The organism is Paenibacillus sp. Soil766 (assembly GCF_001428105.1).
Taxonomy (GTDB): domain Bacteria; phylum Bacillota; class Bacilli; order Paenibacillales; family NBRC-103111; genus Paenibacillus_E.
Genome location: NZ_LMSJ01000002.1, coordinates 35676 through 48429, shown reverse-complemented (window position 1 = coordinate 48429; position 12754 = coordinate 35676). Strand labels below are relative to the sequence as shown.

The following is a 12754-nucleotide window of genomic DNA, read 5'->3' as shown; positions in this document are numbered from 1 at the left end:
ATCATCATCCGCCCTTCTCGTACGGTTCCGATAAAAGCAACGGGAATTTTAAACGGATGAGCGTTCCTTGACCGCTCGAAACCGCCTCAAGCTGTCCATCGGATTTAAAAAGCAATTGCAACCGTTCCCGCAAATTATTAATTCCAATCCCTTTACTCTTGCGTAAAGGTTGATGATTAGCGGAAGCCTCCATCCCGATCCCGTTGTCCTTCACTTCCATGATCAGAGATTTATGCTCTTTCACCACCCGAATCGTTATGCTTCCCTCTTTCTGCATCTGATTAAAACCGTGAAAGAACGAATTCTCGACCAGCGGCTGCAAACTCAGTTTGGGAACAAGCGCGTAACGAAGCGATTCGTCATATTCATAACGAACATTGACATAACCGTCGAATCTGAAATTCTGAATACGCACATACGCCTTCACCAGCGTTAATTCCTCGTCTAGAAGGATCAAATCGTTCTGGACATTCAAGCTGGATTCCAACAGTTCGCCCAGGCAAACACAAATCTCCGCAATCTCGGAATCCTTGCGTCCCAGAGCGGTCCATTTGATCGCATTCAACGTATTTAACAGAAAATGAGGATTCATTTGTGCGAGCAGCATCTGGAACCTCGATGCTTCCTTTTCTCTTTCCTCCACTTTTAACTTTTGTATCAAACTGCGGATATCGCTAATCATTCGATTGAAAGTTATCCCTAATTCACGAACCTCTCCGGTGCCTAGCTTTTCGGGCAAGGTCGACCTGAACTCATTTCCCACAATAATCGACATATGATGCTGAAGAAGCTGCAACGGACGTGTAATTCTATGGGAGATGATAAACGTGATGACAATGAATAAAATGATAAAGATCGTGAGAATGATTACCAATCTGTGTTTGACTTGATTGATGTCCCCGAAAAACGTATGAAGTGGAAAACTGTTAATCACATACCACTGATAGGAAGGCAAATATACTGCACTCATCTGTTCCTGACCATCCGTCCAAAAATTGCCCTTTTCCGCTTGCTTTCGAACAACCTCAGCAGATGGAATAGGAATATATGCATCTGGACTGGTCTTGGTAACAACATTGCCTGTTTGATCCATTATGAAATAATCCTGTCTGATTGTAAAAAAACGGTACATGGCTTTTAGCCACTCCATATAATCAAAACTAATCAATAGTTGACCATCCACGCTGTTATCCGATCCAATCATATTAACCGTTAGCGTATACATGTCCCTGAGTTTTTTTTTTGATACTTGGTCATACTGCTTTTCTAATCCTTCCGAATTTTTCCACCAATCTTCACTTGTAAGATCGCTGTAATTGATATCACTTCCAAATGTGGAATTTACCTCCTTGTGACGATGGTCGATCAGTGAATAATATACATTGGTGGGTAAGGGTGGCCTCCCCTCAAGTAACCGATTTTCCTGCAATTTATTCGTTACAAATAACCGTCGTTTTTCTGAGTCCTTTGAATCATCCCGGAGTATAGCTAGAAGTTCTTTATCATTACTTAATACCAAAGATTCTCGAAAAAGCGAGACTCGGATATTTTCCATACTTTCTTTTACATAGCCCAGCTGTGCAGCGCTTTGGGAGTTTATCTTTTCTTTCAATGTGCTTTCAAGCTCCCTGAAGTAATACATTACAAAGATTGCGGCAGGCAACAAAATAAAAAATAAAAACGAAATGAAGAAACGGTATTTGATTTTTTGTGGATACCAAGTGGATATCCGTCCCATCATGCTACCACCCTCCTCGACCTATTCAATTAATTGCATAATATAGCTCCATAGTACCATCTAAACCTGGGAATACGTAAGGAACATATTTCATTATAAATGAAACATATTTAACTAAATCAGATATCTATCTGTAACATTCTCTATCTCTCCATAATCTTGGAAAACGGTTCTTAAATCGCAGTGATCATTTGAGTTGGACCTAGAAGATCTTTCACTTTTTCTTCACCTCATCTTCAAGTCTGTTAATTCCCGTATCTGCTATACCCGGGCTCAACAATTTAGATGAAACGTTGACAGTGACTTCAACTTTAGAAAATTGCTCAATCCACTGAATTTTGATTTGTCCCCATTCTTTTGGATATTCATGATAAAAGGCTTCTGAGAAACCTACTTTATCCGCGTGCATTTTTCTTTGCACTTGCGCTTAGGTGAGCGAAAGGCTGCCGATCGTGCCGGCAACCTCACGCTACTGTATATTGAACAAACATTCTCAGGTTAGTTTAATTTCTCATGTACCTAATCCTTCTCCACTCGTTTGGATCATGCAGCCAAATTGCAGGTTTGAAGCATGGGCTAAACCGTTTTTCTTCTGTAAATTGCTTAGTATAGGCTAGTGAAGATTCATTAATTACTCTTATTCCTCAAGAGATACTTTACCATGTTCTAATTTATGATAAATCATAGATACAATGTTTCAATATCCTGTCTTTTCCAAAATGTACAAGCTACAAGGTCGCTATAGTTACATTTCCCAGAAATCCCTTAAGTAATTAATTAACAATGCAAATAGTAACATGACTATTTCTTTATTTTACGAAAGTTCCAACGTCAAGAAATAATACTTTTGTTTGTGAATTTATTTGCTTTTTACTACGGGCAATAGCAACCAGGATAATATTCTTCAGAAGATGAACGTCTAAATTCTCCAGATGTGAAAGCATAAAGGAGCCATTACAGTTGCTATCGCGAGAGAACTCGCAGGATTTGTATGGGCGATTGCCAAGGAGATAGATAAGGGTAGGCAAAATGTTGCAGTTTGATGTAACTAATACTATTTGATATCAGCATGCATGAACTACATTCTGAAGGGAGCGAGGATATTGGGGGAGATCATTTATTACCTCGCGGGCAAATCAGGTAAGGTGAAGAGAAAATCCGCGTAAGACTTTTGTGCAGCTCTTAGTGGCGAATGCCCGTAAATAGTTAGCGGTATGCTCTTCAGACGTATGTAGAAAGTGTGAGAATCCACGAATATCAGATTGCCAACCAGGGAATTGTTTTTGCCTCCGAGCTAATAAATGATCCACCCCTTCCGTCCCCTAAAGGGAAACGCAGGGAGTAAACTCCCTGCACCCGTTACTCGCCGTAAGGCAGGCCGGGGAACTTAAAGTATGGAAAGATTAGGGCATCTGTCGCGACTTGCTAGCTTCATTTAAATTATCTCATGTTATCGTTGGTATGGAGCCGACTGGCCATTACTGGCTATGCCTTGCCGGATGGCTCAAAAACAAGCCATTGAAGCCGTATTAATCCTCACCTAGTTAAAAAGAATAAAGAAAACCGCGACAATACACGCTCTAAAAGCGACAAAAAAGATGCTTTAGTTATTGCCGACATGGTGAAAAATGGCCCACTCGCAATAAGCCTCCCACCATTTAAATGCAACATGACGTTTATCAGACGGAAGTGCTACCTGATTTTCATGAAATTCTATGCCATAAGTATTTAAGGAAATAATAGTCTCTCATTTCCATGGACAAGAAAATTATCTAGTTTCTCCTTAGTTTTATATTAATAATTTCAAATATTTCTAACTGATTTTCTGTACTAAGTTTTCTAAATGCACTGATTAACTCACTCTCAAATGAAGTTGTTTGCAAATTACGATAATCAGACTCTTCCTCTTCATCCACTTGGTTAATAGAACCAGTAAGCAACCACTCCAATGAACATTCAAAAATTTTTTGTAAATAGAAACAACCGTATCTACAGCTGGTTTACTTTTTCCTGCTTCTATATCGCTCAAGCTACCTTGAGAAACCCCAATTAGATTTGAAAAATCAACTTGATTTAAGTTATGGATCTTTCTCAACCTTTTTATGTTTTCACCAATAATGTTCATGGAAGCCTCCCTTGGAAATTATCGACTTATGACAAAAGTTATTCCAGAAATTTTCAAGATAAAATTCACGAACTTCTATTCGCTCTCATTCTAAATTCATGCTTACTTCCTAATCGCATAGCACGTAAAAAATCCCGATGTATCAAGGCTTTAAGCCACATCGGGACTAGTCTAAGTAGTGACAAAATTACGTTCCAAATCTATGACAAATGACGTTCCAAACGATGACAAAGTGAATTACAACTCACAACGGTTGTGCTTTCCTATCCTTACACCATCCGCTGCCTAGCCGCCTCAAAAAGCAAAACCGTCGCCGCCATCGCGACGTTCAGCGATTCCGCTTTGCCCTGCATCGGAATAATGACCTGCACGTCCGACTGCCCAGCAACTTCCGGCGACACGCCCTTGGCCTCGTTGCCGAAAATCAGCCACGTCGGCTGCCGCAGGTCCGTGTCGTAGCACGAGCCCTGCGCCTGCAGGCTCGTCGTCACGAGCCGCACGCCGCGCTCACGCACGCGCGGCAACAACTCACCCAAATCTGCCTCCACGATCGGCAGATGATACATCGATCCCATCGTCGAGCGGATCGTCTTGGGATTGAATAGATCGACCGTGCCGCGGCCGAGCACGACCGCTTTGGCACCAACAGCATCCGCGCTGCGGATGATCGTGCCGAGGTTGCCCGGGTCCTGTACGCCGTCCAGGACCACGATCAGATCGTGCTCGCCGGCTAGCAGCTCGTCCATGCCAACCTGTGGCCGTGTCACGATGGCCACTACACCCTGCGGTGTCTGTGCGTCCGAGCACTTAGCCATCACAGCCGCACTTACACCGACCCACTCGACGGTGCGATCACCAGCGAGGGTGACGAGCTCCTGAGGGCTCCCTTTTTCCGCTAGAAAAAGGATAGCCTCCACCTCAGCCCCAGCCTTCAAAGCTTCCTCGATCAAATGGTAACCTTCAATGATATACTTGCCCTGCTTATCTCTGCCGCGCCGCTCCAAGAGCTGAGCCCAGTCCTTGACTCTCGTATTTTGGACAGACATGATTTCTATGTATGCATTTGTCATGAATATACCTACTCCGCAAAAGTGACTTCAAAGTTTTGAAGACTCGAATTTTTACCCACAATGACCAAAATATCTTCTTGCTTAATCGGCGCCTCCGCACTCGGCGGAATGATCATCTCCTCGTTATGTTTGATCGCAATCACGTTGCAGCCATATTTGGCACGCACATCGAGTTCACGCAGACTTTTGCCAATCATCTCTTTCGATGCTTTCATTTCTACAATACTATAATCGGCGGAGAGCTCTATATAATCGATAATATTCGATGAAATCATATGATGGGCTACACGTTGCCCCATATCCCGCTCGGGATAAACAATTTTATCTGCGCCAATTTTTTTGAGAACCTTGCCATGAAGATCATTTACAGCTTTTACGATTGTCGTAGCGATGCCCAATTCTTTGAGAATTAATGTCGTTAGAATACTTGCTTGAATATCTTCCCCTATGGCCACAACCACAACGTCAAAATTCCGAATTCCGAGCGCCCGCATAGCTTCCTCATCCGTAGAATCAGCTTGAACAGCATGAGTCACATAAGCGGAAACGTCTTGAACCGTTTCTTCATCCTGATCAATGGCAAGAACCTCAAATCCTAGTTGTGATAACGTCTTAGCGACAGCTGAACCAAATCTTCCCATCCCAATAATCGCAAATTGTTTTCTCACCGCTCTATTCCTCCATATTCCCCAGAATATTTCCCATTCATTATACCATACTCCGCCCTGTAAGCTCACTTTCCAATACTGGCGGCACTGCCTGCATTGGCGAAGAGTGGGAAGGATGAAGCCATCTTAATCTGCACATAGTAATAGCGAGAATGAAATGGAAGCGAGGTTCTTGAATGAATATTACCCTTAGACAAGCGATCCACCAGCGGGTTAATGACAAATCACCGGAAGAACTCAAAGAAGTTATTGAAGACTCGATTGGCGGAGAAGAGAGGGTCTTACCTGGGTTAGGTGTTCTTTTTGAAATTATATGGCAGCATTCAGAAGCAAGCACGCAAGACACACTCGTCGAAACACTTAAGGCGCATCTTCAGTAAATTCCTCCCTGTATGGTCCATCGCAAATGTCAAATAACTAAAACTTGCTGAGGAATGCTTCGGCATTCCTTGAGCAAACGAAAATCCCCCTCATCAGTCATTGACCAACGAGGAGGATTTCGTTTTTTACTATAGCACCGTCAACGGATTCATCGCTGCCGGCTTCTCGCAGCTGCTCTTCATGACATAATGCTGACCGGAGTCAGACGCGTCATGGAAACCATGCATCGCTTCCAGCACGTGATAGGCAAGCTCGCCGTTCGCACGATGTGCTGAACTATCGCCAGTTATCAGCGATTGCGCCATAGCTGCAACACCAAGTCCACGGTTATTGTCTATGTAGCCGTGTGAAAGTGGAATCGGTTCATACACCGCAGAACTAGGTTTGCGAATAAGCACTTCCCCACCGAAATTATTCGGGTTAGGCACACTCAACGAGCCATGACTGCCGTAGATTTCAATGTGTGGCAGCCCAGTACCAGCCATAATATCAAAACTTGTCACAAGGGTTGCAATAGCACCACTATGGAAATCTAATACACCAGCCACGTGTGTTGGCGTATCTACTTTAATTTTTTGTCCACGCTTCTTCTCACTTGAAATTGTACGCTCTGGGAAACTCGCACCCGTTGAACCCGTTACACGACGAATTGGCCCGAGTAATGCCACGAGAGCCGTTAAGTAATAAGGACCCATGTCGAACATTGGGCCACCGCCTTTGGCGTAGTAAAACTCTGGATCTGGGTGCCAGTGCTCATGCCCCTTGGCCATCATGAAAGCTGTAGCAGCAATAGGTGTGCCAATCCAACCATCTTGAATAAGCTTTACAGCCGTTTGAATACCCCCGCCTAGGAATGTATCTGGCGCACTGCCGATCAACAGTCCCTTGCGCTTCGCTACCTCCAGAATTTGCTGTCCCTCTTCACGAGTAACTGCTAGCGGCTTCTCTACATACGCATGTTTGCCCGCTTCAAGAATTTGAATACATACCTCTGCATGCACAGCTGGGATCGTCAAATTGATAACAATGTCCACCTGAGGATCGCTTAACAATTGTTCCACTGTATACGCATGAGGAATTCCGAACTCTTCCGAACGCGCCTGCGCTCTACCCAAATCAATATCGGCACAAGCGACCAATTCCAAGTGTACGTAGTTAGGAATATTTTTCATATAAGCCGCACTTATATTTCCACATCCAATGATACCAACCTTCATCTTACTCATCGCTTATGTCCCCCTATAGTTAGCGTGTTGCCCAAAGCAATCCGCGTCGCATTAATTCCAACGTCTCTGGCATACGTACAATGTTAGCCTGATGGCCCAGTGAATTATAATAGACTTTGCCTGCACCATACGTTTTGGTCCAAATAACCGGCATCTCGACATCATCAAAATCAGTCACCGCATGCACCTTAATCGCCGGATCGACATGCATATAATATTTCTCCGAAACTACAACGAAATCACCGATGCCCGCGGTTAGTGGCTGCTCGCTATCTTTCATACGAACCGTGTAGGTAACACCGTCATTTCCCGGATGCGCCACCCATTGTCCTCCAACCATATACTGGTAGTTCACTTCATTTCGGAAGGAATCCGCCATCCCGCCATGACAGCCTGCGATCCCCGTTCCGCCAACTTCGACTGCATGAATGAAAGGCGTTAGCTGCTCTTTTTCAATTTTGCCCATGGTCCATACGGGAACGATAAGATCGATACTTTTTAGGCGCTCCTCATCACGAAAGCTGTCCAACGTATCCGAAACCTCTACCTCATAATTCTCTTCTCTTAGCAAGCCCGCAAAAATCCCCGCAACCTCCTCGGGTTGATGACCGTCCCAACCACCCCATACAATCAATGCTTGTTTCTGACTCATCGCAAACCGCTCCTCTCTCTATTTAGACTTCGCTAATACTCACCCAACGACGCTGCGCGATCGATTGATCCACCGCTTCCAGCACCTCTTGACACTTCACGCCATCCACGAAATTCGGAACCGGCTGACGATCCTCAGAGAGCGCTGTCATCAACTCCACAACTTCATGTACGAAAGTATGCTCATACCCGATCGTATGTCCTGCTGGCCACCAAGCATCCATATACGCATGTGAGGCATCTGTTGCCAGCACGCGTCTAAAGCCCTGAACATCCTCATCATCACTTGTAAAATACACCTGTAACTCATTCAATCGCTCGAAATCGAATTTCACACTGCCTTTACTGCCGTTAATTTCAAAAGAGTTCGTACACCGGTGCCCGGGAGCAAATCTCGTTGCCTCGAAGCTGCCCAAAGCACCATTCGCGAAGCGAGCCATGAATAATGTCGCATCATCAACAGTAACAGGTCCATGCGGTGCATCTTTGCTGCCTTTGGCACTAAGCCCTGTCATCGATGTCGGAAGCGGACGCTCTTTCACGAATGTTTCACTCATCCCGATCACCTCGGTCATCTCGCCAACAAGGAAGTGCGCCAGATCGATCAAATGCGCGCCTAGATCGCCATGCGATCCTGAACCCGCAATCTCCTTCTGCAAACGCCACACTAATGGGAACGTCGGATCGACGATCCAATCCTGCAAAAACCATGCACGGAAGTGGTAGATTTGGCCGAGGCGGCCGCTCTCCACAAGCTTCTTCGCCAGCTGTACCGCTGGAGCAAAACGATAATTGAAGCCGACCATGTGCTTCACGCCAGCTTCTTCAGCCGCTTCCAGCATCTCCCTTGCATCTGCAAGGGTTAGCGCCAGCGGCTTCTCACAGAACAGATGCTTGCCGGCCTTCGCCGCCGCCAAAGCAATTTCCTTGTGCGCATCACTGGGCGCATTGATATCGACGACGTCGATATCCGGATTCGTCACCAGCTCGCGCCAATCCGTTACATACCCGTCCCAGCCGAATTGTTCCGTTGCCTGCCGAACACCGCTCTCATCGCGACCACAGATGAGCTTCATCTTCGGAATCGCCGTCTGTGGAAAGAACATCGGTAAATCTTTATAAGCATGACTATGTGCTTTTCCCATAAATTTATAGCCAATCATACCAATATTGAACGTTTTTTTCATCGCATACACGCCTCCCCAAGTGTGTTTACTATTCAAACTCTATGTTCTCAGCCAGTAGCTTGCTCCTGCCACCAGTCACAATAACCTACCACTTACCCGCCTATCTACTCATCTCCCATGAATAACTGGAAAATATACAGCTATTAATGCCTCCATCCAGCCATCAATCGCTCAGCCCGTCAACTCCCCGCGCTCAACGCCCCTGACTTCGATGACTGCCTGATCTTCACTTCCGTCGGCAGCTTAACTTGCAGCCCAGCCTCGCTGCTTCCCTGCCCGATGCTAGCTAGAACGGCACGCGCCGCTCCTTTGCCCATTTCAAAGAAGGGCACTTTAATACTGCTGAGCGGTGGATCACTTAGCTTCGCCGCATCCGAGTCATCGCACCCGATGACCGCATAATCTCGCCCTGCGATCCAGCCTCGTTCGCGAAGTCCTTGCATGAGTCCAATGGCCATTCGATCATTAGCCGCAAATACAGCTTCCACTTGATCACGGTTCTCCCACAGCTTTGCGGCAATCTCATAACCGCTAGTACGGCTGTAGTTCCCCTCAAATTGCAGGGAAGGATCCATCGTTAAGCCGGCTTCTAGCATCGCCTTTTGATACCCATGAAGTCTATCTAAGGAATTGGTATACTGCGGAGATCCGTTGAGAAAAGCAATTTTTCGATAGCCTTCATCCAGTAAATGGCGTACCGCTTGATAGCTTCCCTCCACATGATCTGCGTCAACTTCAAGGAAGGACAAGCCCTCGAATCGTTGATTGACCAAGCAGAATGGTAAACCCTGTTCTTGCAATTGCAGTAATGACCTTCGCTGTGATTCGGTATCTCTCGCCCCGAGAATGACACAAGCATCTACCTTTTGCGAGCGGTATAACCGGCCATAATCCAAATCGTCATCCGGTGTTAGGAGGGACAACAACAAGTCATAACCCTGTTCTCTCACCTGCTCCCCTATCCCGCTAAGAATCTCGGCAAAATAATACGCAGAAAACAGATGCACCTTCGGCATATAAGGAAGCACGACACCCAGATTACCGCTTCTTCTTCGAGCGAAACTTTGGGCAATCGCATTCGGATGATAGCCAAGTACCTTCGCTGCTTCGAGAACTCTTTCTTTCGTTGCAGGCTTCATCGGACCAAGTCCATTGAATACACGAGATACAGTCGCCTCAGATACCTTGGCTAAATCGGCAACCTCTTTTCTCGTCACCATGTTGATTGGCTCCTTTCCACCCAATTTTACGTTTAATGTACACGCGTACATTTTCTCATTCAGAAGCTGCTTCTGTCAATACAAATTCATAATTTCACTCATTAGCTCATTTTCGCCATAAATCGACATTTACATCAATTTTTCATTAAGAAACCCGAAAATAATGTCCATTTTTTGTCATAAAAGCAAACTCTTAATATTGTCTATCTCTGCTTCGAGCCTTATGATAAAGGATATGGGACAACTATGAGATGGGAATGAGTGATAGTAAATGAAAGCAATTTGGCGCCATCTTAAGTTCACTGCGTCTACAACGATTGAGGCTATCAAGAACAGGTCTCAGATCACTCGACTACACTCTCGTGGGCAGCTCCTTGCCCAGTTAGAACATGCTGTTCGAAAACACGATGACACCTCATCCTCTCGGGTCCGTGCATGTCTTGTTTTCGATATTGATCGTTTTCGCCAAGTGAATTTCGCCCTAGGATACAGGTGCGGAGATCATCTTTTACAAGAATTAAACCGCAGATTGACAGCATTGGATCACATCGATCTTATCGTTCGGTCTGGCGATGATGAATATACCCTTCTTCTTCGAACAAATAAGCAAGAACAACTTCAATCTGCGCTGCATCGTGTTGCGCACGTATTTGATCCCCCCTTTACTTACCAGGGTCAGGACTGTTTCCTTCGTGCAAGCTTCGGTCTGAGCGCCCTTGAGATAACACCTAAGAATGTACAGCAGGCTTTCCACCAAGCAGAGCAAGCACTCCTCCTTGCCAAACAAACAGGCAAGAATAAACTCATTACCTTTCACTCCATGCCATCACAACAACGGTTCGCTAATCAGATTCAAATGGAAACCGACCTTCACAAAGCGATCACAGAGAATCAGCTATTGTTATACTATCAACCTCGACTTGAGCTCTCGACCGGTCAAATTAGTTGTCTAGAAGCCCTGGTGCGTTGGAATCATCCCCAATATGGCATGATCCCTCCTGCTGATTTCATCCCGGTTGCTGAGGAATCCGGCCTCATTTTGCCACTAGGAGAATGGGTATTGCGGGAAGCCTGTCTACAGAAAGCGCGGTGGCTCGCTGAAAATAAGCTCCATTATCAAGTTGCGGTCAACATTTCGCCTTGCCAGTTTCAAGATGAGAACTTTGCAGATAAAGCTATTCATATCATTCAAAAAACCGGCATTAACCCCTCTTATTTGGAGTTCGAAATTACCGAAAGCTCTATTATGCAAAATATGGAGAAAACGATCGCCGTCCTTGATAAGCTTTGCTCCCAAGGAATTTCCATCTCCATCGATGATTTTGGGATTGGTTATTCCTCCCTCAATTACTTGAAGGAATTTCCTATTCATTGCCTCAAAATCGACCGTTCCTTCGTCAAAAATATTCAAAGCAATTCCGATGATTTGGCGATTACGAACGCCATCATCCACCTCGGACATGCCCTTAATATCCAAGTTGTCGCTGAAGGGGTTGAAGATGTCGGCCAGCTAGATATTCTCAAGGAAACAACCTGCACAACGATACAAGGGTTCTTGCTTAGCCCTCCGATTTCCGCCTATGATATCGAACAGACTTTTCATATGTATGACAATAGACCGGTTATGATTTCATAACCGGCCGTATGCTCTGGCGTATTTTCTGATTTTGGCAAAAATACGCTTATCCTTTAATCTCCGAAAAATATAAGGATCCGGACTTGTATTCACTTCCAGAATCCAGGGATGCAGGTCTTTATCTAAGGCGACATCGACGCCTATTTCTTTTACCCCTCTATACCGTTCATTCGTCGCCTTGGCCACCTGGATTCCCATCACTTGCAGCTGCTTTACAAACCCTTTTCTCTCCGTAGGTGGCAAATACTTCTTTAACAAGGTGTCCACAGATTTCAACGTACCCCCATTATGAAAGTTCGTAACAATCTTTGCAGGATGTGCCACGCGGCCGATAACCCCTGTAGTCTCCCATCTACGAGCTGGTGTTTGCTGCACCATAACGCGGAGATCAAAGCGGTTCCCTTTGTAGGTCAACAGATGAATCCCTTTCTGTACTAGATAAGGCCTTTTCCTTGTCACCTTGATAAGCGAGACGTACATGTCCGCGAAGGTTTTGAACCTTTTGATCGTGACCCCAGATTGGTAGGAAAAGGGCCGTTCGGCCTCTTCATCTGCTAATTCGATACGGATCACACCGTTCCCGAACATTCCTATATTGGGTTTCACATAGACCATTTTATATTCTTCGAGCATTTCTTCTAAGGATACAGAAGTCATGCGTTTGGTGATTGGCACATACTTGCGAAGTGATTCGACAGACTCGACGGCCTTCGTTTTGCCAATTTTACTGCTTACGTATCTCGCCTTATTCAATGATAGCGGATTCTTTACATTTTTCTTCCTCATTTTCTTCATACTTAGCCTCCAGCTTCGAATTCTCCCATCCTAGTGTATGTATACGACGAAGCATTG

General features: G+C 45.2%; 12 protein-coding genes and 1 pseudogene. 3 read left to right on the top strand and 10 right to left on the bottom strand.

Annotation, left to right across the window (positions count from 1 at the left end; translation table 11 throughout):
* Positions 1–4 precede the first annotated feature (4 nt).
* Positions 5–1741, bottom strand: coding sequence for a sensor histidine kinase (locus tag ASG89_RS02115; protein WP_057308650.1), 1737 nt, complete (start codon positions 1739–1741; stop codon positions 5–7).
* 211 nt (positions 1742–1952) lie between these two features.
* Positions 1953–2159: a Ger(x)C family spore germination C-terminal domain-containing protein gene (locus ASG89_RS02110; RefSeq protein WP_157276490.1), complete on the bottom strand. Its 207-nt coding sequence runs from the start codon at positions 2157–2159 to the stop codon at positions 1953–1955.
* A gap of 989 nt (positions 2160–3148) precedes the next feature.
* Between ASG89_RS02110 and ASG89_RS37385 the strand changes: the two are divergent.
* A pseudogene (locus ASG89_RS37385) lies at positions 3149–3371 on the top strand (IS110 family transposase); the annotation flags it as partial.
* 219 nt (positions 3372–3590) lie between these two features.
* Here ASG89_RS37385 and ASG89_RS02105 read toward each other — a convergent pair.
* The 3 genes from ASG89_RS02105 to ASG89_RS02095 all read right to left on the bottom strand — a co-directional run bounded on the left by ASG89_RS02105 (position 3591) and on the right by ASG89_RS02095 (position 5601).
* On the bottom strand, positions 3591–3863 hold the full coding sequence (locus tag ASG89_RS02105; protein ID WP_057308648.1) for a helix-turn-helix domain-containing protein: 273 nt from the start codon (positions 3861–3863) through the stop codon (positions 3591–3593).
* 269 nt (positions 3864–4132) lie between these two features.
* On the bottom strand, positions 4133–4933 hold the full coding sequence (locus ASG89_RS02100; RefSeq protein WP_057308647.1) for a TrmH family RNA methyltransferase: 801 nt from the start codon (positions 4931–4933) through the stop codon (positions 4133–4135).
* A gap of 8 nt (positions 4934–4941) precedes the next feature.
* Complete coding sequence (locus ASG89_RS02095) at positions 4942–5601, bottom strand: potassium channel family protein (protein WP_057308646.1); 660 nt, start codon at positions 5599–5601, stop codon at positions 4942–4944.
* A gap of 176 nt (positions 5602–5777) precedes the next feature.
* On the opposite strand from ASG89_RS02095, the gene sspI reads away from it, so the two are divergent.
* Positions 5778–5981 (top strand): small acid-soluble spore protein SspI, encoded by a 204-nt coding sequence (sspI, locus tag ASG89_RS02090; protein ID WP_057308645.1) that lies wholly within the window; start codon positions 5778–5780, stop codon positions 5979–5981.
* Between the two features lie 129 nt (positions 5982–6110).
* Here the strand turns inward: sspI and ASG89_RS02085 are convergent, their stop codons facing one another.
* From ASG89_RS02085 to ASG89_RS02070, 4 genes are all read right to left on the bottom strand, one after another.
* Positions 6111–7208, bottom strand: coding sequence for a Gfo/Idh/MocA family protein (locus ASG89_RS02085; RefSeq protein WP_057308644.1), 1098 nt, complete (start codon positions 7206–7208; stop codon positions 6111–6113).
* Positions 7209–7227: 19 nt separating this feature from the next.
* Positions 7228–7860, bottom strand: coding sequence for a ThuA domain-containing protein (locus tag ASG89_RS02080; protein WP_057308643.1), 633 nt, complete (start codon positions 7858–7860; stop codon positions 7228–7230).
* A gap of 22 nt (positions 7861–7882) precedes the next feature.
* Complete coding sequence (locus tag ASG89_RS02075; protein ID WP_057308642.1) at positions 7883–9046, bottom strand: Gfo/Idh/MocA family protein; 1164 nt, start codon at positions 9044–9046, stop codon at positions 7883–7885.
* 179 nt (positions 9047–9225) lie between these two features.
* Positions 9226–10266: a LacI family DNA-binding transcriptional regulator gene (locus ASG89_RS02070; RefSeq protein ID WP_057308641.1), complete on the bottom strand. Its 1041-nt coding sequence runs from the start codon at positions 10264–10266 to the stop codon at positions 9226–9228.
* A gap of 271 nt (positions 10267–10537) precedes the next feature.
* Here ASG89_RS02070 and ASG89_RS02065 point away from each other — a divergent pair, with 271 nt between their 5' ends.
* Positions 10538–11902, top strand: coding sequence for a putative bifunctional diguanylate cyclase/phosphodiesterase (locus tag ASG89_RS02065; protein ID WP_057308640.1), 1365 nt, complete (start codon positions 10538–10540; stop codon positions 11900–11902).
* Here the strand turns inward: ASG89_RS02065 and ASG89_RS02060 are convergent.
* The gene (locus ASG89_RS02060; protein WP_235549563.1) at positions 11897–12697 is read right to left on the bottom strand and encodes a YheC/YheD family protein; all 801 of its coding nucleotides are present in this window, start codon (positions 12695–12697) and stop codon (positions 11897–11899) included. The genes ASG89_RS02065 and ASG89_RS02060 overlap by 6 nt on opposite strands.
* Positions 12698–12754: the final 57 nt, after the last annotated feature.